Origin of the sequence: Pseudomonas sp. FH1 (assembly GCF_000510895.2) — a bacterium.
In the GTDB taxonomy this organism is placed as follows: Bacteria; Pseudomonadota; Gammaproteobacteria; order Pseudomonadales; family Pseudomonadaceae; genus Aquipseudomonas; species Aquipseudomonas azotoformans_A.
Genome location: NZ_AOHM01000025.1, coordinates 94,506 through 115,125, shown reverse-complemented (window position 1 = coordinate 115,125; position 20,620 = coordinate 94,506). Strand labels below are relative to the sequence as shown.

Genomic DNA, 20,620 nt, shown 5'->3' with positions numbered 1-20,620 from the left:
GAACATGCGCGTCGCCCTGTACCAATGCCCACCGTTGCCGCTGGATGTGGCCGGCAACCTCAAGCGCCTGCACGCTTTGGCGCATGAGGCGTTCGGCGCCGATGTGCTGGTGCTGCCGGAGATGTTCCTCACCGGCTATAACATCGGCGCCGAGGCGGTTGGCGCCTTGGCCGAAACGCAGGATGGACCGTCGGCACAGGCGATCGCCGAACTGGCCAAACGTGTAGGGCTGGCGATTCTGTACGGTTACCCGGAGCGGGCCGAGGATGGCCAGATCTACAATGCTGTGCAGTTGATCGACGCCCACGGCCAGCGCTTGTGCAACTACCGCAAGACCCACCTGTTTGGCGATCTGGACCACTCGATGTTCAGTGCCGGCGGCGATGATTTCCCGCTGGTGGAGCTCAACGGCTGGAAGCTGGGTTTCCTGATCTGCTATGACCTTGAGTTCCCGGAAAACACCCGGCGCCTGGCCCTCGCCGGTGCCGAACTGATCCTGGTGCCCACCGCCAATATGGTGCCGTTCGACTTTGTTGCCGACGTCACCGTGCGGGCGCGGGCCTTCGAGAACCAATGTTATGTGGCCTACGCCAACTATTGCGGGCACGAAGGCGAGATCCAGTATTGCGGGCAAAGCAGCATCGCCGCGCCGAATGGCCAGCGCATTGCCCAGGCGGGCCTGGATGAAGCCTTGATCGTCGGGGAGCTGGATCGTCAGTCGATCCTGGAGGCCCGCGCCGCCAATCACTACTTGCAGGACCGTCGCCCAGAGTTATACGGCGTGCTGCACAAGCCCTGATCCAGCCGGTTTGTTAGCATAGGCACATCCCACGTTTCGGAAGTGCCCATGCCTGCGCCGGCCCCCCCTCATCAGCTTCACCTGACCCTCGCCAATGGCTTGCGGGTTTCCTTGCAGCATGCGCCACGCCTGAAACGTTGCGCCGCCGTTTTGCGCGTAGCCGCAGGCAGCCATGACGTGCCGCTGGCTTGGCCGGGGTTGGCGCATTTCCTGGAGCATTTGCTGTTCCTGGGCACCGATCGTTTTCCCACGAACGAAGGGTTGATGGCCTACGTGCAACGTCATGGGGGTCAGATCAATGCCAGTACCCGTGAGCACACCACGGAATTTTTCTTTGAGCTGCCAGTTGCACTGTCTGCCGGTGGATTGGAGCGTTTGGCTGACATGCTGAGCCACCCGCACCTAGCGCTGGAGGACCAGTTGCGTGAGCGCGAGGTGCTGCACGCCGAGTTTGTCGCCTGGTCCCGCGATGCCAAGGCGCAGCAGCAGGTCGCGTTGCTGGAAGGGCTGGCGGCGGATCATCCGCTGCGGGGCTTCCATGCAGGCAACCGCGACAGCCTGCCGGTGGAGCGTGAGGCATTTCAGCAGGCGTTGCAGGAATTCCACACACAGTTCTATCAGAGCGGGCAGATGACCTTGAGCCTGGCGGGTCCGCAGTCACTGGAAGCGTTGGAAGCCTTGGCACAGTCGTTCAGCGAGCAACTCACCTCAGGACCGCTACGCCCACAATCCGCTCCACCGGCATTGATGCAGGGCGATGCGCGGAGCTATCAGCACACCACCCACCATCACCTGCACTACGTCATCGCCTGCAATGCGCCACGGGAAGCATTGGCGTTTCTCTGCACCTGGCTTAACGCCTCGGCACCCGGCGGATTGCTGGCTGAATTGAAGACGCGGCAACTGGCGGCTACCCTGCAGGCGTCTGTGATTTATGACTTCGTCGGGCAGGCTGTGTTGGATATCGACTTCACCACCCCAGGCGAATCGGCTACGCAAATCGAGGCGTTGCTGCACGACTGGTTGAGCTTTTTCGCACACAGCGACTGGACCTCACTGCGGGAAGAGTTCGCGCTGCTGGCCGCGCGTCAACAGCAGGTCCAAGGCCCCCTGGCCTTGGCTCGAAACGACAGCAAAGGCCTGTCGGAACAGGACGTCGTCGCCCTCAAGGCCCTGCTTGATTCGCTGCACCTGCCGCCCTCCGAGCACTCATGGCAACTGCCACCGAACAACCCATTCCTGCGCCCACCGGCCAAGGAAGAACGCGCCGGCCTGATTCGCGGCCAGACCAGCGCTCACCGGGGCTTGCGCACCTTTGCGCAGGATCGCTCCCGTGGACGTAGGGAAGTGTCGGCGCTGGCATTCAGCCAGGCATTGGCAGGCGATGGCGATGAAGGTGCGCTGTATCTGCAATGGCGCTCAGCGCCTTCCGGCCTGGAAAACACTTTGCAGCCGTTACGTGAGAATGCCCGTCAGGCAGGCGTCGAATTGTCGTTCGAAAGCTTGGGCCAGGACTGGCAGGTGAAAATGATCGGGCTGCAGGAGCCCATGCCGGCGGTGCTGGACGCGTTGGCGCAAAGCCTGAATCAACCGCAAGAGGCCCCACCCAACTCACCGCAGATGATTGCCATCCGTGAATTGCTCAAGGCACTGTCCGCTTGCTGCAACGGTAACAATCCCAATCCAGAATCCGCATCGTGGGCCTCCGCACGCTGGCAAGGGCTGGGCCTGGGCTTCTCCGCCGCCCAAGAAGCCGCGATCAAGACAGCAGCAGCCCGTCTGCCAGGGCAGCCCGCGAATCTCACTCACGCCGCGCCACCTCTCAGCGGCGAACGTATCTGGCACGCGATAAAAACCGATTCTGACGAAGCCGCATTGCTGCTGTTTTGCCCAACGCCAAGTCAGTCCCTGGCGGATGAAGCCGCCTGGCGACTGCTTGGCCATCTGATCCAAGGCCCGTTCTACCAGCGCCTGCGCGTTGAGCTGCAAATCGGCTACGCGGTGTTCAGCGGTATCCGGCAGATCAATGGCCAGACCGGCCTGCTATTCGGCGTGCAATCCCCCAGCGTGCCGCGGGAAGTCATCGTTGATCACCTGCAAGTATTCCTGAAACAACTGCCGACACTGATCGATAGCAGCGACGACTTGGGCAACACGGCGTTGGCGCAGCAATTCTCAGCACAGACACTGCCCAACGCCCAAGCCGCCGAGCTGCTGTGGCATGCCCATTTGGCGGGCCACTCGTCGGGATACCTGACCGACCTTCAATCCCACATCCAAACCTGCGCCCGCGAAGCAGTGCAGCTTGCCGCCCAGCAATTGAACGACGCCGCAGGCGGCTGGCGTTGCGTGGCCAACGGCCCGCGTATCTCGAAAATCTGGCAAGCGGCAGACTGATCATTGCCGCCCCTGCAAAAGGCTTTTTCCACCAAGACAGCGCTAACTTGAAAAGAATTGCGTAACATTCCTACGCACACATCTGAACATCTCCGACTGGAGGTGGACTATATGTATTACTTGGTAGTAAACGTCCCATCCATTCGTAGGAGTAAGAATATGACCTGGTCCAAACCTGCTTACACTGATCTGCGCATCGGTTTCGAAGTCACCATGTACTTCGCCAGCCGTTAATCCGCTGGGTAATACAACGCCTCGGTTCGCCCGGGGCGTTTTTGTTTTGAGCTTGATGGAGCTGCCATGTTTGTCCAGATTCTAGGTTCCGCCGCCGGCGGTGGGTTCCCGCAGTGGAACTGCAACTGCGTGAACTGCGCGGGTTTTCGTGATGGCAGCCTGCGGGCCCAAGCGCGTACCCAGTCGTCCATCGCGATCTCCGACGACGGTGTGAACTGGGTCCTGTGCAACGCCTCGCCGGATATCCGCGCGCAACTCCAGGGCTTTGCACCGATGCAACCCGGCCGCGCCCTGCGGGACACCGGCATCAGCGCAATCATCCTGATGGACAGCCAGATCGACCACACCACCGGCCTGTTGAGCCTGCGCGAAGGCTGCCCGCACCAGGTGTGGTGCACCGACATGGTCCATGAAGACCTGAGCACCGGCTTCCCGCTGTTCACCATGCTCACCCACTGGAACGGCGGCCTGGCCTGGAACCGCATCGAGCTGGACGCCAGCTTCACAATCCCGGCCTGCCCCAACCTGCGCTTCACCCCACTGCCACTGCGCAGCGCCGCACCGCCCTACTCGCCGCACCGCTTCGACCCGCACCCCGGCGACAACATCGGCCTGATCGTCGAAGACCTGCGCACCGGCGGCAAACTGTTCTACGCGCCGGGGCTGGGCAAGGTCGACGCGCCATTGCTGGAGATCATGGCCGGCAGCGACTGCCTGCTGGTGGACGGCACGATGTGGGACGACGACGAAATGCAACGCCGTGGCGTGGGCACCCGCACTGGCCGCGAAATGGGCCATCTGGCGCAAAACGGCCCCGGCGGCATGCTGGAAGTGCTGGAGAAATTGCCCGAGCAGCGCAAAGTGCTTATCCACATCAACAACACCAACCCGATCCTCGATGAAGACTCCCCCGAGCGAGCGGAACTGGTGCGACGCAATGTCGAAGTGGCTTACGACGGCATGAGCATTGAATTGTAGGAGCGACCGACATGACTGACACGCCATTGACCACCACCGAATTCGAAGCCGCCCTGCGTGCCAAGGGCGCCTTCTACCATATCCATCACCCGTACCACGTGGCGATGTACGAAGGCCGCGCGACTCGCGAGCAGATCCAGGGCTGGGTTGCCAACCGTTTCTACTATCAGGTGAACATCCCCCTGAAAGACGCCGCGATCCTGGCCAACTGCCCAGACCGCGAGATCCGCCGCGAGTGGATCCAGCGCCTGCTCGACCACGACGGCGCCCCCGGTGAAGACGGCGGTATCGAAGCCTGGCTGCGCCTGGGCCAGGCTGTGGGCCTCGACCCGGGCCAACTGCGTTCGCAGGAATTGGTACTGCCCGGCGTACGATTCGCGGTAGACGCCTATGTCAACTTCGCCCGCCGCGCCAGTTGGCAGGAAGCCGCCAGTAGCTCGCTGACCGAATTGTTCGCGCCGCAAATCCACCAATCGCGCCTCGACAGCTGGCCGCAGCATTACCCGTGGATCGACCCGGCCGGTTATGAATATTTCCGCACCCGCCTGGGCCAGGCCCGTCGTGATGTGGAGCACGGCTTGGCGATCACGTTGCAGCACTACACCACCCGTGAAGGCCAGGAACGCATGCTGGAAATTCTCCAGTTCAAACTGGATATTTTGTGGAGCATGCTGGACGCCATGAGCATGGCCTACGAACTCAAACGCCCGCCGTATCACAGCGTGACCGACCAACGGGTGTGGCATAAAGGGATCCCCCTATGAGCTTTGATCGCAGCAAGAAACCCACCTGGCGCCAGGGCTATCGCTACCAGTACGAGCCCGCGCAAAAAGGCCATGTGCTGCTTTATCCCGAGGGCATGATCAAGCTCAACGACAGCGCTGCGCTGATCGGTGGTTTGATCGACGGCGAGCGCGACGTGGCGGCGATCATCGCTGAGCTGGATAAACAGTTCCCCGGCGTGCCAGAACTCGGTAAAGACATCGAGGATTTCATGGAGGTCGCCCGTGCAGAGCACTGGATTACCCTTGCCTGAAAAACCGCCGGTTGGCTTGCCGCTGTGGCTACTGGCCGAGCTGACCTACCGCTGCCCGTTGCAATGCCCGTATTGCTCCAACCCGTTGGACTTTGCCGAGCAGGGCAAGGAGCTGAGTACCGAGCAATGGTTCAAGGTGTTTCGCGAAGCCCGCGAGATGGGGGCCGCACAATTGGGGTTTTCCGGCGGTGAGCCGTTGGTGCGTCAAGACTTGGCCGAGCTGATCGCCGAAGCGCGCAGGCTGGGGTTCTACACCAACCTGATCACCTCCGGCATCGGCCTGACCGAACAGAAAATCAGCGACTTCAAGAAAGCCGGCCTGGACCATATCCAGATCAGCTTCCAGGCCAGCGACGAACAGGTGAACAACCTGCTGGCCGGCTCGAAAAAAGCCTTCGCGCAAAAGTTGGAAATGGCCCGTGCGGTGAAGGCACATGGTTACCCGATGGTGCTGAACTTCGTCACCCATCGGCACAATATCGACAAGATCGACCGCATCATCGAGCTGTGTATTGCGCTGGAAGCGGACTTCGTCGAACTCGCCACCTGCCAGTTCTACGGTTGGGCCCAGCTCAATCGTGTCGGACTATTACCGACCCAGGCGCAACTAGTGCGCGCCGAACGCATCACCAACGAATACCGCGCCAAGCTGGAAGCCGAAGGTCACCCGTGCAAGTTGATTTTCGTCACCCCGGATTACTACGAGGAACGCCCGAAAGCCTGCATGAACGGCTGGGGCAGTATCTTTCTGACGGTGACCCCGGACGGTACCGCCCTGCCCTGTCACGGCGCCCGACAGATGCCGGTGCAATTTCCCAACGTGCGCGACCACAGCATGCAGCACATCTGGTACGACTCGTTCGGCTTCAACCGCTTTCGCGGCTACGACTGGATGCCCGAGCCATGCCGGTCATGCGATGAAAAGGAAAAGGACTTCGGCGGCTGCCGATGCCAGGCCTTCATGCTCACGGGGGACGCAAGCAATGCCGACCCGGTGTGCAGCAAGTCCGAGCAGCACGGCATCATCCTGCAAGCGCGGGAAGAAGCCGAACACGCCACCCAGACCATCGAGCAGTTGGCCTTTCGCAACGAGCGCAACTCACGGCTCATCGCAAAAGGCTGACGGCCTCAGCGCTTGGCGATGATGTACACCGCGTGCACGATGCCAGGGATGTAGCCGCACAGGGTCAGCAGGATATTCAGCCAGAACGCGCCAGCGAAACCCACTTGCAGGAACACACCCAGTGGCGGCAACAGAATGGCGATGATGATACGAATGAAATCCATGGGGTCAGCTCCAGAAAATCGGCTCGTGTGAGCCGTGTAGCTAATCGACCTTGGGCGTTCGTGAGGGTTCAGTGGGATCTGGCGTTGGGCCATCCGTCATTGCACAGGCAAAAAAACGCCCCCAGCCAAAAGAATCAGGCCGGAGGCGCCGCGTAGACCGCGAGACGGTTCAGGAATAGGGGGTTAAACGGCGATGCCCTTGCGGCATTGCAGTTGGGCGGTGCGCACGCGGGAGAAGGCGCGGGCCAGACGCAGGAGCATTTCGTCAATGTTGCTTTTGCTCACGGTCAGGGCCGGGGTGAAGCGCAGGCAGTTGGGTTGCGGGGCATTGAGGATCAGGCCTTCGTGCAACGCTGCCTTTACGACAGCCTCCGCAGAATCTTCCGACAACGTCAGGCCCCACATCAGGCCGTGGCCACGCAGTTGACCGTGGTCGTAGCGGTAGGCCAGGCGGGCAAGACCTTCGCCCAGGTACACGCCGGACTCACCCACGTGATCCATAAAGCCGTGTTCCAGCACGGCATCGAGTACCGCCAGCCCGGCCGATGCCATCAGTGCGTTACCGTGGTGAGTACCGTCCAACTCGCCCACGTCGAAACAACAGGCTTTGCCCCGCGCCAGCAGCGCTGCAAGGGGCACCCCGCCGCCCAGGCCTTTGCCGAGGGTGATGATGTCGGCACGCACGCCGTATTGCTGCTCGGCGAGCAAGGTGCCGCAGCGACCCATGCCGGTTTGCACTTCGTCGAGGATCAGCAGGATCCCCAGTTCATGGCACAAGCGCTCAACGCCTTTGAGGTAATGCTCGGTCGCAGGGATGACGCCCGCTTCGCCCTGGATCGGTTCGAGCAGGATGGCGACGGTTTGCGCGTCGACGGCCGCATGCAGCGCCGGCAGGTCGTTGAAGGGCACATGGCTGAAGCCGGGCAATTGCGGTTCGAAACGGTTTTCTGGACCACCCGCCGACGCCGACATCGCTGCAAAACTGCGGCCATGGCAACCGGCGCTGGCACTGAGGATGCGATACGCTCCCCCGCGATGCAGCTGGCCCCATTTGCGCGCCAACTTGATCGCGGCTTCAACGGCTTCAGCGCCGCTGTTGAGCAGGTATGCCTGATCGCTGCCGGTGCGATGGCACAGGCGCTCAGCGAGGTTGAGTTGAGCGCGGTTATGCAGGCCGTTGCCGGGGTTGATCAGCGCCTTGGTCTGGTCGGCCAGTGCCTTGATCAGCACTTGAGGGCTGTGGCCGAGGCTGTTGGCCGCGTTGCCCTGACTGAAATCCAGGTAGGCACGGTCCTCGCTGTCCCACAGCCAAGAACCCTGGCCGCGTACGAAAACTTGCGGAGGGCGGGCGACGGAGGGCATTAGGGAGTCACTGGAAGAAGTATCGCTGGGCGCTTCGAAAATCAAATCGTCCAGGCTCGGCGCGGGGCGACGAAACAGATTCATAGCTCACCCCCAATAGCAATCGGACCTTGGTCGGTGCGATACGCCTGTGCTGCCTTGAGGTTTTTTGCCTTGCCTATGTAAACGCTATCAACATAAACGCTGTTCATTGCCCGATCCGGCCCTGTAAGCCCTGCGAATAGGCGCTAGACTAGGCGCCTCAAGGGCCAACAGCCATTTCGTTTTTCCAGCTTTTTCGATAAGTAAGTCTTATGGATTTCAAGCAACTGCGTTATTTCGTCGCGGTGTATGAGGAGGGCCACGTAGGCCGTGCCGCCGAGCGTCTGTCGATCTCCCAACCGGCGCTGTCCCAGCAGATTCGCCAACTGGAACAGAACCTGGATGTGAGCCTGTTCGAACGCAGCAGCAAGCGCCTGCTGCCGACACTGGCGGCGCACACGCTGTACAACCACGCGCTGCCATTGATCGACGGCATGCAACAGGCGGTTGAAGCCTTGCGCAACTTCAAGGGTCAGGCGATGCGCACGCTGGCTATCGGCGTGCTGCAAACCGTGCACACCAGCCTGGTGCCGCAGATGCTGGAGCGCGTGCGCAAAGCCCAGCCACATCTGGTGGTACAGATCTACGAATTGACCGGGCTTGAGATCGAGCGCCGACTGCTCAACGGCTCGCTGGATATCGGCATCAGCTACTTGCCGCCGCGCCAGCCGGGGCTGCATGGCGTGTTGCTGTATGAAGATGAACTGAAGGTGGTCATCCCCGAGGATCACCCGTTGCGGGAATTCAAGAAAGTCTCGCTGAAGCAGGCGGCGGAGCTGCCGATGTTGCTGCTGGGGGAAGAGTTCCAGGTCCGGCAGATCTGGCAAGGACAGCTGTCCAACCTCGGAAGACGCCCGCAAGTACAGGCGGAGCTGAACACCATGGTGGGGATTCTCGACAGCCTGCCCCACACAAAACTGGCGACGGTGCTGCCGGGCCGCTCTCAAGACGAACACAACAGCCAGTCGCTGCTGTGGAAACCCTTGAGTGAACCCAGGGTGCCGCTGAAAGTCGGCCTGGTGTGCCGCGATGTGCAACGCCAGCAGGCAACGGTGGCGTTGCTGCGCACCCTGCTGGAAGACGTGATGAACGCCCCGCAGGCGCAGCCCTGAACTCAAGGAGCTGACTTTTTCGCGGGCAAAAGAAAACCCCGCCGAAGCGGGGCTTTGCAGACTGTTTCCCTGACATCCATTTCACTCCGCCGTCCTGGCAGAATCCTACGTGTCCGTGTTGTTGCTTTGCGCTTCCTGCGCGACGTCCATGTGAAGTAGATTATCCGTGGATCCAATCTGGCGATAGAGGACGATTAGCAGCACGTCATGTAAGAGAATGCTTACACGCCCTCCAAGCCCTTAGAACAGGGCCTCGTCCAGCAGGAACAGCGATTCGCTACCGGCTTTTACCGACGCACTCAGCGAATGGATACGTGGCAACAGGCGCGCAAAGTAGAAGCGCGCAGTGCCCAATTTGCTGGCGTAGAAGTCTTCTTCAGACTCCTTGCCCAGCGCAGCCTTGGCCATGCGCGCCCACATGTAGGCGTAGGCCATGTAGCCAAAGGCGTGCAAATACTCCACCGACGCCGCGCCGATTTCATTCGGGTTGGTCTTGGCGCGGTCCAGCACCCAGGCGGTCAACTCATCCAGGTTATCCACTGCTGCGCCCAGCGGCTTGGTGAACTCCGTCAACTCGGCACCCGCCGAGGCAATGAACGCGCGGATTTCATCGGCAAACAGGGTATAGAACGCCCCGCCGCTGCCGACGATCTTGCGCCCCATCAAATCCAGCGCCTGGATGCCGTTGGTGCCTTCGTAGATCTGAGTGATGCGCACATCACGCACCAGTTGCTCCTGGCCCCACTCGCGAATGTAGCCATGGCCGCCGAACACCTGTTGGCCGAGCACAGTGGTTTCCAGGCCCAGGTCGCTCAAGAACGCCTTGGCTACCGGGGTCAACAGCGCGACGAGGTTATCGGCACGCTCACGCGCAGCAGCGTCGTCGCTGAACTTGGCGATGTCCAGCTGCGTCGCCACATAGGTGGAGAACGCCCGGCCACCTTCGTTCGCGGCCTTCATGGTGAGCAACATGCGGCGCACGTCGGGGTGCACGATGATCGGGTCGGCCACTTTGTCTTTGTGCTGAGCCCCGGTTAGCGCACGGCTTTGCACGCGGTCGCGCGCATAGTCGATGGCGTTCTGGTAGGAACGCTCGCCGGATGCCAGGCCCTGGATGCCTACACCCAGTCGCTCGTAGTTCATCATGGTGAACATCGCCGCCAAGCCCCGGTTCGGTTCGCCCACCAGGTAACCCACGGCCTCGTCGAAGTTCATCACGCAGGTCGCCGACGCCTGGATCCCCATCTTGTGCTCGATGGAACCACAACTCACGGTGTTACGTGCGCCCAGGCTGCCGTCGGCATTGACCATGAACTTCGGCACCAGAAACAGTGAGATGCCCTTGGGACCGGCCGGTGCGTCCGGCAGCTTGGCCAGCACCAGATGGATGATGTTGTCGGTGAGGTCGTGTTCACCGCCGGTGATAAAGATCTTGGTGCCGCTGACTTTGTAGGAACCGTCCGCCTGTGGCTCGGCCTTGGTGCGGATAATCCCCAGGTCAGTACCGGCATGGGCCTCGGTCAGGCACATGGAGCCAGCCCATTCGCCGGAATACATCTTCGGCAGATAAGCGGCTTTCAGTGCTTCGCTGGCGTGGGTGTTGATCGACACGCAGGCGCCGGAGGTGAGCATCGGGTACAAACCAAACGCCAGGCTGGACGAGTTGATCATCTCTTCAACCTGGGCCGACACCGCCTTGGGCATGCCCATGCCGCCAAACATCGGGTCACCACCTACACCCACCCAGCCGCCTTCGGCATAGGTTTTGTAGGCCTGTGGAAAACCATCCGGCGTAAACACTGCGGTGTTGTCCCAGCGGCAACCCTGTTCATCGCCACCGCGGCTAAGCGGGGCGATGGATTTGGCGGTGACTTTGCCGGCTTCTTCGAGGATGGCCTCTACGGTTTCGGCGTCAACGGTGTCTGCCAATGCCGGCAATTGGGCCCAGGTGGTGGCGACCTCAAAGACTTCGTTGAGGACGAAGCGCATATCACGCAGCGGCGCTTTGTAATCAGCCATGGCAAACCTCGTGAGAACGTGAAAAGTAATTCGGTAAGAGTCGGTTTTACAGGCTCAGAGTGTACCCTAACAACTTTTCAGACACATAGGGTCCACTTGTGACTGATTGGTATTTTTAAGTCATTACAGCGCAAATGCCTCCGCAGGCAGACTCATCAGGCATTCGCTGCCCGCTTCCACCGCAGCGCGGTGGGTGGCGGTACGTGGCAGCAGGCGCTTGAAATAGAAGTCGCAGGTCGCAAGCTTGGCCTTGGAAAAATCCGAGTCCGGTTGCTCAAGGGCAGCCAGCGCCATACGCAGCCACAGGTAGGCAAGGATCACGTAGCCGCTGTACATCAAGTAATCCACGGCCGCCGCACCCACTTCATCGGGGTTCTTCATCGCGGCCATGCCGACTTTAGTGGTCAGTTCGCCCCACTCTCCGTTCAGCTGGCTAAGCTGCGCGACATAGGCCTTGAGCTGCGGATGCTCGGCATTCGCCGCGCACAACTTATGCACAATCTTGGTAAAGCCACGCAGCAACTTGCCCTGGCTGCCCAGCACCTTGCGCCCCAGCAGGTCGAGGGCCTGAATGCCGTTGGTGCCTTCATAGATCGGCGCAATCCGCGCATCGCGAGCCAGTTGTTCCATGCCCCACTCGCGGATGTAACCGTGACCGCCGAAGATCTGCATACCGTGGTTGGTCACCTCAAGGCCGGTGTCGGTCATGAAGGCTTTGCAGATCGGCGTGAGGAACGCCAGCAGGTCTTCAGCGTCCTGACGCTGGGTGGTGTCGTTGCTCAGGTGCGCGGTGTCGAGCAACTGTGCGGTGAAGTAGGTCAGTGCGCGATTGCCTTCGTTGAAGGCCTTCATGGTCAGCAGCATGCGGCGCACATCGGGATGCACGATGATCGGGTCGGCGGCTTTATCCGGAGCCTTGGCACCGGTCAGCGAACGCATCTGCAGGCGGTCGTTGGCGTATTTGATCGCGCCCTGGAAGCTCGCCTCACCATTGCAAAGGCCCTGCATGCCGGTGCCCAGGCGCGCGTGGTTCATCATGGTGAACATGCAGTTGAGGCCTTTGTTCGCCTCACCGATCAGGAAGCCCTTGGCGCCGTCGAAGTTCAGCACACAGGTGGCAGAGCCCTTGATGCCCATCTTGTGTTCGATGGAGCCGCAGTGCACCGCGTTACGCTCACCCGAATCCGCATGGAACTTGGGCACGATAAACAGCGAGATGCCCTTGGTGCCCGCCGGTGCGTCCGGCAGTTTGGCCAAGACCAAGTGGATAATGTTGGCGCTCATGTCGTGCTCGCCGGCCGAGATGAAGATCTTGCTGCCGGTGACCGCATAGCTGCCGTCCGCCTGGGGCACGGCGCGGGTCTTGATCAGGCCCAGGTCGGTGCCGCAATGGGCTTCGGTGAGGCACATGGTGCCGGTCCATTCGCCGGCGGTGAGTTTGCTGAGGAACGTGTCTTTCTGCTCGGCGGTGCCGTGGGCGTGGATCGCCGACATCGCGCCGTGGGTCAGCCCTGGGTACATGCCCCAGGACGTGTTGCTGGAGCCGATCATCTCGCTGAGCACCAGGCCCAGCGACGACGGCAAGCCCTGGCCGCCGTAGGCCGGGTCTGCCGCCACGCCGTGCCAGCCACCCTCCACGTACTGGGCGAAGGCTTCCTTGAAACCCTTGGGCGTAGTGACGACGCCATTGTCGAAATGGCAGCCTTCTTCGTCGCCGCTGCGGTTGAGCGGCGCGAGTACGTTTTCGCAGAATTTGGCGCCTTCTTCGAGAATCGCGCTGACCATGTCCGGGCTGGCATCGGTCGCGCCCAAGGCGGCGTAATGGCCGTGGAAATCAAACACGTTGTCGATCAGAAAACGCATGTCACGAAGGGGGGCTTTGTAGTCAGGCATGGCAATGTCTCCGTCAGCAGATGGTTTCAACCTACTGCCGGGCATTGCCTCGGACAATCACTGTAGCGCTGCTGAATACAGCGCCATCACTCAACCGGCAGCGCCCTCTGTGCGCACCGCGCCACGACGGGTTTGCCCGGCGGCGACCACACAGTTGCGTCCGGCGCCCTTGGCGGCGTACAGCGCCTGGTCGGCGGATTTGAGCACCTCTTCGGGCGTGCGCTGCTCGGCCTGGCGCTCGGCCACGCCGATGCTGATGGTCACCGAAACGCTCGATGCACCGCTGCCCGCACGGCGCTGACGGCCTTGGTGGTCGTCCTGAGGGCGGTCCGAATTGCGCAGCTTGATATCGTAGTCCGCGATGATCTCGCGGATCTCCTCCAAGTGCGGCATGCATTCCTCCACCGTCTTGCCGGCGAACACTACGGCAAACTCCTCACCACCATAGCGATAAGCGCGCCCGCCACCGTTGACCTTGGACAGCTTGCTCGCCACCAGGCGCAGCACCTGGTCGCCGACATCATGGCCATGGGTGTCGTTGAAGCGCTTGAAGTGGTCGACGTCGCTCATCGCCAGCACATAGTTGCGCCCCAACCGCTGCATGCGCTCGTTCAGCGCGCGACGCCCCGGCAAGCCAGTGAGTTCATCGCGAAAGGCCATTTGATAAGCCTCATGGGCCACACCGGCTGCGATCATCAGCATCACCTGGCTACACATGATGTTCAGGGTGAACGGCAGGATGAATGTCTGCGGCAACATCCAGAACAGCCCCAGCAAACCCACCAGTTGCGCCGCGTGCAGAGGGCGAGGCTGATACCAGTACTGCGCCGCCAGGGTCAGGAAGCCGATCAGGAACATCGGGTATGACAGCTGGATCAGGCTCACCCAGCTGCCATGCAGCGCCGGCCAGCGAATCTCCGCCAGCCAATTGAGCACCGCCTGGGGATAACTCTGCTCCAGCGCCAAGGCCACGCTGCCGATCGCCAGCAACACCGCGCCACGGGCGACGAAGTCGCGGAACAGGTGGGTCTTCTCCTGCCATAGCGCGTAGATGCTGAACAACAACGGCAGCAACAAACAACACAGATGAAACACCACCGCCGCGTCTTCGCGCACGCGGCCGTTGTCGCGGTAAAAATCGGTCTGGGTATCCAGCAGGAAGTAGGCGATGTACACCGTGATCATCAGGAACAGTTCACGCTGACGGCGATACACCGCGCAGTACGAGCCGCCGAGCAACAGCACCAGGGTCGGCAACACATTGAACAGCGACGTGAAGAAGACGTTGAGGTCCTTGACGTACGCAGCCGAGAGCCCGGCCAGCAGAAGCAGCAACGAAGGTAAAAAGTGACTGAAACGTACAGCGGAAACGCGCGACAAGGGTAAAACTCCGACCCGCAAAAAAATGATGGCACTGTGCCTTTATGCCGACAGTTAAGCACAACCTGGCACGCATGTATCACATTGCCATCACTGTAACGGCAGCCAGCGGTAATCCCTGAGCGCTTTACTGTGGTTTTTTATCGCCCACAAAAAAGCCGCCGCTCCCGTGAAGAAGCGGCGGCTCTTGAAGTGAACCCGGTAAGGCTTAGTAAGCCAGGCCGAAGTCTTCTTCTTTCATGTCCATCAGGTTGTTGGCGCCCGACAGCATGGTGGCTTTATGGGCCAGGGTACGCGGCAGGATGCGCTGGAAGTAGAAGCGCGCAGTCTGCAGCTTGGCGGTGTAGAACGCCTCTTCAGTGGTACCGGCAGCCAGCTTTTCGGCCGCCAGGCGCGCCATGTCGGCCCAGAAGTAAGCCAGGCACGCGTAACCGGAGTACATCAGGTAGTCCACCGAAGCGGCACCCACCTCTTCGCGGTCTTTCATCGCGGCCATGCCGACCTTCATGGTCAACTCGCCCCACTCTTTGTTCAGTGCCGCCAGCGGTGCAACGAACTCTTGGACGGCTTCGTTGCCTTCGTTGGCCTGGCAGAACTTGTGCACGATCTTGGTGAAACCCTTGAGCGCTTCGCCCTGAGTCATCAGCACTTTACGGCCCAGCAGGTCCAGGGCCTGGATGCCGGTGGTGCCTTCGTACAGCATCGAGATGCGGCTGTCGCGAACGTTCTGCTCCATGCCCCACTCGGCGATGAAGCCGTGGCCACCGTAAATCTGCACACCGTGGTTGGCGGATTCAAAACCGACTTCGGTCATGAACGCCTTGGCGATTGGCGTCATGAATGCCAGCAGGCCGTCAGCCTGTTTCTTGGCTTCGTCGTCGGTGCCGTACTTGACGATGTCCACTTGCTTGGCGGTGAAGTACACCATCGCACGGTTGCCTTCGGCGAAGGCTTTCATGGTCAGCAGCATGCGGCGCACGTCAGGGTGCACGATGATTGGATCGGCGGCTTTGTCCGGCGCTTTCGGGCCAGTCAGGGAGCGCATTTGCAGGCGGTCGCGAGCGTACTTCAGGCCGCCCTGGAAGCCGATCTCGGCGTGGGACAGGCCTTGCAGCGCGGTACCCAGGCGAGCGGTGTTCATAAAGGTGAACATGCAGTTCAGGCCTTTGTTCGCCGGGCCGATCAGGAAACCGGTGGCCGCGTCGAAGTTCATCACGCAGGTGGCGTTGCCGTGGATGCCCATCTTGTGTTCAAGGGATCCACAGGTCACGGCGTTGCGCGCACCAATCGAACCGTCGGCGTTCGGTAGGAACTTCGGCACGATGAACAGCGAGATACCTTTGGTGCCGGCCGGTGCGTCCGGCAGGCGGGCCAGTACGATGTGGACGATGTTGTCGGCCATGTCGTGTTCACCGGCCGAGATGAAGATCTTGGTGCCGGAGACTTTGTAGGAACCGTCGGCCTGAGGCTCGGCCTTGGTGCGCAGCATGCCCAGGTCGGTGCCGCAGTGTGGCTCGGTCAGGCACATGGTGCCGGTCCATTCACCCGACACCAGCTTGGTCAGGTAAGCCTCTTGCTGCTCGGGAGTACCGTGCTCGGAGATGGTGTTCATCGCACCGTGGGACAGGCCCGGGTACATGCCCCACGACCAGTTGGCGGCGCCCACCATTTCGCTTACGGCCAGGCCCAGAGATTCCGGCAGGCCTTGGCCGCCGTGCTCCACGTCGTGGGCCAGGCTTGGCCAGCCGCCTTCGACGAATTGTTTGTAGGCTTCTTTGAAACCGGTTGGGGTTTTAACGCCCGACTCACTCCAGGTGCAGCCTTCGATGTCGCCCACGCGGTTCAGCGGTGCCAGTACTTGCTCGCAAAACTTGGCGCCTTCTTCAAGGATGGCGTCAACCATGTCCGGGGTAGCGTCCTGGCAAGCCGGCAGGCTCTGATAGTGCGCTTCATAGCCAAGCAGTTCGTCACGAACGAAGCGAATATCACGCAAGGGGGCCTTGTAGTCAGGCATAGCGATAAACCTCTGCTGATGTATCTGGAATGAACAACCGCGTGGAATTGTTGTGGCGGTCAAACAGGTGTTTGAAACATACGTTTACCACCTGGGGATGTCAAGCGTCGTCCGGATGCCGTTTGTCATGACATGAATCAAAGGCGCGCACGGCGACGCCTGCGGCGGGTTGCCACAAGGAGTTCAGAAGGGAATCAAGAATTGTGCAAGCACAACCGACCTCAGTAAGAGGCCGGTGGGAGTCAGAGGGGGTTAAGCGTAGGTGTCGATCAGGGTGCCGAGCATTTCATCCGAAGCCTTGGCGACTTTGGCGCCGAGCTCCACTTGAAATTTGCCTTGGGCCATTTCGACCATGTTGCTGGCCGAGTTGGACGGCTGGGCGCGGTCGTTGGCTTGCAGACGGTCGCTTTGCGCATCCGAGGGCTGGGTCGTCGCAGCGCTGGCGATTTTGCCGGCCGCCTGGTCGACACGGCTCTGCCCGGTCTGAATGCTGCTCAGGCCCGAATAAAACGCGCTGCTTCCGGAGATTTCCATGGCGTAAGCCTGCCTTTTGAGAATCGTGAACCGTGATTGAAGCAGAGTTGCCCGCAAAACGCCCGTCAAAAACACTAATGGCATAATGCCTTAGCGATAGCCAAAATCAGTCAAGCAAGTCCAGCTGCAAGTATTCCGCCACCGCTTCAGCCCCCGACTGCTTGAGTTTCGGCACACGGCCCAGACAGGGCGCAGGCAGCCGTTCGGCCAGGGTGGCGAGGTTCTCTTCCAGACGGGAGGTCTTGGGGTCGATGATATTCGCCACCCACCCGGCCAGCTGCAAACCGTCACGGGCGATGGCTTCGGCGGTGAGCAAGGCATGGCTGATGCAACCCAGGCGCACGCCCACCACCAGGATCACCGGCAGCTTGAGCGCCATGGCCAAATCCGACAGGTTCGCCTGATCGGCCAGAGGCACCCGCCAACCGCCTGCGCCTTCAATCAAGGTGAAATCTGCTTCGCGCGCCAGAATCTGCTGCATGGGCTTGAGCAACGATTGCACGGTCAGAGAGACGCCCGCTTCCCGCGCCGCCAAATGCGGCGCGATGGCCGGTTCGAACGCCACCGGGTTGACCTCGGCATACGTCAGGGGCAACGAACATTCGGCCAACAACGCCAGTGCATCGGCGTTGCGCAAGCCTTTGGGCGTGACCTGGCAGCCGGAAGCCACGGGTTTGCCGGCGGCAGTGCTTCTGCCGGCTTGTCGTGCTGCGTGCAGCAGGCCAGCAGCGACGGTGGTCTTGCCGACATCGGTGTCGGTGCCGGTGATGAAGTAGGCGGCGCTCATAGAGGTTTCTCCAGTACGGCATACACCACTTGGTAAGTCGCCGGCAGGCCCTGGGCCTGGCGGAACCGCTCATACGCCTGCACCAGTGCAACAATCCGCGCGCGCCCCGTCAACCCTCCCGGCCGGCCGGGGTTGAGGTTGTGCGCGCCCAGGGCCTTCAATTCATGGGTGAGGCTGCGCACGTCCGGGTAATGCAGCACATGGGGGCGGCGCTCCAGACTCACCACCCGCAAGCCGCTGGCCGCACACAGATGTTGATAAGCCTCGAACGTACGAAAGCGGTTGACGTGAACCAGGCCATCCGCCGCGCGCCAGCTTTCGCGCAGCTCTTCCAGCGTGCCCACGCACAGGCTGGCAAAAGCGAGCGTGCCACCCGGTTGCAGCACGCGGTAGGCCTCGCTGAGCACCGCCTCAAAGTTTGCGCACCACTGCACCGCGAGGGAGGAGAAAATCAGCGCCACGCTGCCAGCGTTAAGCGGCAAGCGCTCGGCATCGCCAGCGACGAAGTGCTGCGCACCCCCCAGCGGACGCGCGTGATTGAGCATGCCTTCGGCGATGTCCAGTGCAATGCCTTGGCTGGCGGGCAAACGTTCGGCCAGCACGCGGCTGAAATAACCGGTGCCGCAGCCCATGTCCAGCCAGCGTTGCGGCGCAATGTCGGCCGGCAAGCGTGCCAGCAATTGGCTGCCCACTGCGCGCTGCAACTCGGCAACGCTGTCGTAACTGGCGGCTGCGCGGGAAAAGGACGCCGCCACCTGGCGCTTGTCCGGCAAGGCAGCCGGCAGCGGGGCGTGGGATAAATCAGTCATCGACGCACTCATGCAAAAAAGCCTGGATGGCCCCCGCGACACCGTGGGGGTCTTCCAGAAGAAACGCGTGGCCGGCCTGTTCAATCAGGCCGATTTCAACATCGGGCAGCAACGCCAGCAGGTCGCTGGCGGCTTCAGCGGGGACCAACCCGTCCAGCCCGGCGAACAGGTGCAACTGCGGGCCGCGATACGCCAGCAAGGCTTCGCGGGTGTCGAGTTGGGCGAGCAGTTCGAGGCCGGGCATCAGCACACTGGAAGGCGAATTCGGCGCGCCACTGACCAGCAAGCGCGATAACCCACGCGGGTCTTCGGCGCCTTTGGCACACAACAAACCGAAGCGCTTGAGGGTCACTTGGGAGTCGGCGTGGCAACCGGCGAGAAACGCATCGAAGGTCTCGGCGGGCATCGCACTCGGCCAACCTTCATGGGCGACAAAACACGGGTTGCTCGCCAGTGTGAGCAAGCCGCAGCAGCGTTCGCCACGGCGCGCCGCCAGCTCCGAAGCCAGCATGCCACCCAGGGACCAACCGCCCAGCCAGGCATTGTCCGGCAGCGTGGCGTCAAGTTCGTCGAGCCATTCTTCCAGGTTGCTGGAATCCAGTGCGGGCAACGGTTCGATCTGCACCTGCAGGTGTTCGTCCAGGCCCTGCAATGCAGCGGCCAACGGCTCCAGCGGCGATACACCGAGGCCCCAACCCGGCAGCAATATCAGTCGATCACGCATGGTCGGGCTCCGTGGCGCCTAACAAGCGGAAACATTCTTCCAATGCGCTTAACAATAGCTGCACCTGCGCCGCGCTGTGGGCCGCCGTCAAGGTCACGCGCAAACGCGCGCTGCCGGCCGGCACAGTGGGTGGGCGAATGGCGGTGACCATCAGGCCGCGCTCGCGCAGCATCTGCGACAGGCGCATGGCCTTGGCGCTGTCGCCGATCACAATCGGCTGGATCGGCGTGAAGCTGTCCATCAGGTCCAGCCCGAGCTGCTCGGCGCCGTGACGGAACTGGCGGATCAGGTCGTTGAGGTGCTCGCGTCGCCAATGTTCGGTGCGCAAAAGCTCCAGGCTTTTCAAGGTGGCGCAGGCCAGTGCCGGCGGTTGGCTGGTGGTGTAGATGTACGGGCGCGCGAACTGGATCAGGCTTTCGATCAGTTCTTCACTGCCCGCCACAAAAGCGCCTGCCGTGCCGAACGCCTTGCCGAGGGTGCCGACCAGTACTGGCACATCGTCCTGGCTCAGGCCGAAGTGCTCGACGATACCGCCGCCGTTGGCACCCAGTGGGCCGAAACCATGGGCATCATCCACCATCAACCAGGCGCCCTTGGCCTTGGTTTCACGGGCCAGCGCGGGCAGGTCAGCCAGGTCGCCGTCCATGCTGAATACGCCATCGGTGACCACCAGGGTATTGCCGGTGGCTTTCTCCAGGCGCTTGGCCAGGCTTGCAGCGTCGTTATGCAGGTAGCGATTGAAACGCGCCCCCGACAGCAGGCCCGCATCCAGCAACGAGGCATGGTTGAGCCGGTCTTCCAGCACCGTATCGCCCTGCCCCACCAACGCCGTGACCGCACCGAGATTGGCCATGTAGCCGGTGGTAAACAGCAGCGCACGCGGACGGCCGGTAAGGTCGGCCAGCGCTTCTTCCAACTCATGGTGCGGCGTCGCATGCCCGACCACCAAGTGCGAAGCACCGCCGCCCACGCCCCAGCGGGACGCACCGGCGCGCCAGGCTTCAATCACTTGTGGGTGATTGGCCAGGCCCAGGTAATCGTTATTGCAGAACGCCAGCAGCGGCTTGCCGTCCACCACCACTTCCGGGCCTTGGGGGCTGTCGAGCAGCGGGCGCTGGCGATAAAGGTGTTCGGCACGGCGGGCAGCGAGGCGCGCGGAGAGATCGAAAGACAT

Annotated in this window: 19 protein-coding genes; 8 read left to right on the top strand and 11 right to left on the bottom strand. The window is 61.6% G+C overall.

Annotated features, from left to right (window positions below):
• Positions 1-4 precede the first annotated feature (4 nt).
• The 7 genes from H096_RS10615 (at position 5) to pqqE (ending at position 6,567) form a co-directional block, all read left to right on the top strand.
• The gene (locus H096_RS10615; protein WP_033898100.1) at positions 5-799 is read left to right on the top strand and encodes a carbon-nitrogen hydrolase family protein; all 795 of its coding nucleotides are present in this window, start codon (positions 5-7) and stop codon (positions 797-799) included.
• A gap of 48 nt (positions 800-847) precedes the next feature.
• Positions 848-3,196, top strand: coding sequence for a pyrroloquinoline quinone biosynthesis protein PqqF (gene pqqF / locus H096_RS10610; RefSeq protein WP_033898098.1), 2,349 nt, complete (start codon positions 848-850; stop codon positions 3,194-3,196).
• Positions 3,197-3,355: 159 nt separating this feature from the next.
• Positions 3,356-3,430, top strand: a complete 75-nt coding sequence (pqqA, locus tag H096_RS10605) for a pyrroloquinoline quinone precursor peptide PqqA (RefSeq protein ID WP_003194766.1) — start codon at positions 3,356-3,358, stop codon at positions 3,428-3,430.
• 66 nt (positions 3,431-3,496) lie between these two features.
• On the top strand, positions 3,497-4,408 hold the full coding sequence (gene pqqB / locus H096_RS10600) for a pyrroloquinoline quinone biosynthesis protein PqqB (RefSeq protein WP_033898097.1): 912 nt from the start codon (positions 3,497-3,499) through the stop codon (positions 4,406-4,408).
• 11 nt (positions 4,409-4,419) lie between these two features.
• Positions 4,420-5,172, top strand: coding sequence for a pyrroloquinoline-quinone synthase PqqC (pqqC, locus tag H096_RS10595; RefSeq protein WP_033898096.1), 753 nt, complete (start codon positions 4,420-4,422; stop codon positions 5,170-5,172).
• The gene (gene pqqD / locus H096_RS10590) at positions 5,169-5,444 is read left to right on the top strand and encodes a pyrroloquinoline quinone biosynthesis peptide chaperone PqqD (protein ID WP_033898094.1); all 276 of its coding nucleotides are present in this window, start codon (positions 5,169-5,171) and stop codon (positions 5,442-5,444) included. Before pqqC ends, pqqD begins: the two co-directional genes overlap by 4 nt.
• A complete protein-coding gene (gene pqqE, locus H096_RS10585; RefSeq protein WP_050587907.1) occupies positions 5,437-6,567 on the top strand; it encodes a pyrroloquinoline quinone biosynthesis protein PqqE in 1,131 nt (376 codons plus the stop codon). Before pqqD ends, pqqE begins: the two co-directional genes overlap by 8 nt.
• A 5-nt stretch (positions 6,568-6,572) precedes the next feature.
• On the opposite strand, the gene H096_RS33055 is transcribed toward pqqE, so the two are convergent.
• Together H096_RS33055 and H096_RS10580 are read right to left on the bottom strand one after the other, a co-directional pair.
• The gene (locus H096_RS33055; protein WP_007904205.1) at positions 6,573-6,731 is read right to left on the bottom strand and encodes a YqaE/Pmp3 family membrane protein; all 159 of its coding nucleotides are present in this window, start codon (positions 6,729-6,731) and stop codon (positions 6,573-6,575) included.
• A 183-nt stretch (positions 6,732-6,914) separates the two neighbouring features.
• Positions 6,915-8,177 carry an aminotransferase class III-fold pyridoxal phosphate-dependent enzyme gene (locus tag H096_RS10580; RefSeq protein WP_033898090.1) on the bottom strand — a complete coding sequence of 421 codons (1,263 nt, stop codon included), beginning with the start codon at positions 8,175-8,177 and terminating at the stop codon, positions 6,915-6,917.
• A gap of 209 nt (positions 8,178-8,386) precedes the next feature.
• Here H096_RS10580 and H096_RS10575 point away from each other — a divergent pair, with 209 nt between their 5' ends.
• Positions 8,387-9,286, top strand: a complete 900-nt coding sequence (locus tag H096_RS10575; RefSeq protein ID WP_016977852.1) for a LysR family transcriptional regulator — start codon at positions 8,387-8,389, stop codon at positions 9,284-9,286.
• Positions 9,287-9,526: 240 nt separating this feature from the next.
• On the opposite strand, the gene H096_RS10570 is transcribed toward H096_RS10575, so the two are convergent.
• The 9 genes from H096_RS10570 to bioF form a co-directional block, all read right to left on the bottom strand.
• Entirely contained in the window at positions 9,527-11,305 is a 1,779-nt protein-coding gene (locus tag H096_RS10570; RefSeq protein ID WP_033898089.1) for an acyl-CoA dehydrogenase C-terminal domain-containing protein, read from the bottom strand.
• Between the two features lie 123 nt (positions 11,306-11,428).
• Entirely contained in the window at positions 11,429-13,198 is a 1,770-nt protein-coding gene (locus tag H096_RS10565) for an acyl-CoA dehydrogenase C-terminal domain-containing protein (protein ID WP_033898088.1), read from the bottom strand.
• 90 nt (positions 13,199-13,288) lie between these two features.
• On the bottom strand, positions 13,289-14,578 hold the full coding sequence (locus H096_RS10560; RefSeq protein WP_033898087.1) for a GGDEF domain-containing protein: 1,290 nt from the start codon (positions 14,576-14,578) through the stop codon (positions 13,289-13,291).
• 208 nt (positions 14,579-14,786) lie between these two features.
• A complete protein-coding gene (locus H096_RS10555; RefSeq protein WP_033898085.1) occupies positions 14,787-16,592 on the bottom strand; it encodes a phenylacyl-CoA dehydrogenase in 1,806 nt (601 codons plus the stop codon).
• Positions 16,593-16,844: 252 nt separating this feature from the next.
• The gene (locus tag H096_RS10550; protein ID WP_033898084.1) at positions 16,845-17,126 is read right to left on the bottom strand and encodes a hypothetical protein; all 282 of its coding nucleotides are present in this window, start codon (positions 17,124-17,126) and stop codon (positions 16,845-16,847) included.
• A gap of 106 nt (positions 17,127-17,232) precedes the next feature.
• Positions 17,233-17,913 carry a dethiobiotin synthase gene (bioD, locus tag H096_RS10545; RefSeq protein ID WP_033898083.1) on the bottom strand — a complete coding sequence of 227 codons (681 nt, stop codon included), beginning with the start codon at positions 17,911-17,913 and terminating at the stop codon, positions 17,233-17,235.
• On the bottom strand, positions 17,910-18,722 hold the full coding sequence (gene bioC, locus H096_RS10540) for a malonyl-ACP O-methyltransferase BioC (RefSeq protein WP_033898082.1): 813 nt from the start codon (positions 18,720-18,722) through the stop codon (positions 17,910-17,912). Before bioC ends, bioD begins: the two co-directional genes overlap by 4 nt.
• Entirely contained in the window at positions 18,715-19,446 is a 732-nt protein-coding gene (locus H096_RS10535; RefSeq protein WP_033898081.1) for an alpha/beta fold hydrolase, read from the bottom strand. Before H096_RS10535 ends, bioC begins: the two co-directional genes overlap by 8 nt.
• Positions 19,439-20,620, bottom strand: coding sequence for an 8-amino-7-oxononanoate synthase (gene bioF / locus H096_RS10530; protein ID WP_033898079.1), 1,182 nt, complete (start codon positions 20,618-20,620; stop codon positions 19,439-19,441). The genes H096_RS10535 and bioF overlap by 8 nt, the downstream gene beginning before the upstream one ends.

What these genes read in the sequence shown, in the direction of transcription:
- pqqF (WP_033898098.1), top strand. Translation starts at nt 848, where the DNA reads ATGCCTGCGCCGGCCCCCCCTCATCAGCTTCACCTGACCCTCGCCAAT.
- H096_RS10575 (WP_016977852.1), top strand. Translation starts at nt 8,387, where the DNA reads ATGGATTTCAAGCAACTGCGTTATTTCGTCGCGGTGTATGAGGAGGGC.
- pqqD (WP_033898094.1), top strand. Translation starts at nt 5,169, where the DNA reads ATGAGCTTTGATCGCAGCAAGAAACCCACCTGGCGCCAGGGCTATCGC.
- H096_RS10565 (WP_033898088.1), bottom strand. Translation starts at nt 13,198, where the DNA reads ATGCCTGACTACAAAGCCCCCCTTCGTGACATGCGTTTTCTGATCGAC.
- pqqC (WP_033898096.1), top strand. Translation starts at nt 4,420, where the DNA reads ATGACTGACACGCCATTGACCACCACCGAATTCGAAGCCGCCCTGCGT.
- H096_RS10550 (WP_033898084.1), bottom strand. Translation starts at nt 17,126, where the DNA reads ATGGAAATCTCCGGAAGCAGCGCGTTTTATTCGGGCCTGAGCAGCATT.
- H096_RS10555 (WP_033898085.1), bottom strand. Translation starts at nt 16,592, where the DNA reads ATGCCTGACTACAAGGCCCCCTTGCGTGATATTCGCTTCGTTCGTGAC.
- bioD (WP_033898083.1), bottom strand. Translation starts at nt 17,913, where the DNA reads ATGAGCGCCGCCTACTTCATCACCGGCACCGACACCGATGTCGGCAAG.
- bioF (WP_033898079.1), bottom strand. Translation starts at nt 20,620, where the DNA reads ATGTCTTTCGATCTCTCCGCGCGCCTCGCTGCCCGCCGTGCCGAACAC.
- H096_RS10535 (WP_033898081.1), bottom strand. Translation starts at nt 19,446, where the DNA reads ATGCGTGATCGACTGATATTGCTGCCGGGTTGGGGCCTCGGTGTATCG.
- H096_RS33055 (WP_007904205.1), bottom strand. Translation starts at nt 6,731, where the DNA reads ATGGATTTCATTCGTATCATCATCGCCATTCTGTTGCCGCCACTGGGT.
- bioC (WP_033898082.1), bottom strand. Translation starts at nt 18,722, where the DNA reads ATGACTGATTTATCCCACGCCCCGCTGCCGGCTGCCTTGCCGGACAAG.
- H096_RS10615 (WP_033898100.1), top strand. Translation starts at nt 5, where the DNA reads ATGCGCGTCGCCCTGTACCAATGCCCACCGTTGCCGCTGGATGTGGCC.
- pqqB (WP_033898097.1), top strand. Translation starts at nt 3,497, where the DNA reads ATGTTTGTCCAGATTCTAGGTTCCGCCGCCGGCGGTGGGTTCCCGCAG.
- H096_RS10580 (WP_033898090.1), bottom strand. Translation starts at nt 8,177, where the DNA reads ATGAATCTGTTTCGTCGCCCCGCGCCGAGCCTGGACGATTTGATTTTC.
- H096_RS10570 (WP_033898089.1), bottom strand. Translation starts at nt 11,305, where the DNA reads ATGGCTGATTACAAAGCGCCGCTGCGTGATATGCGCTTCGTCCTCAAC.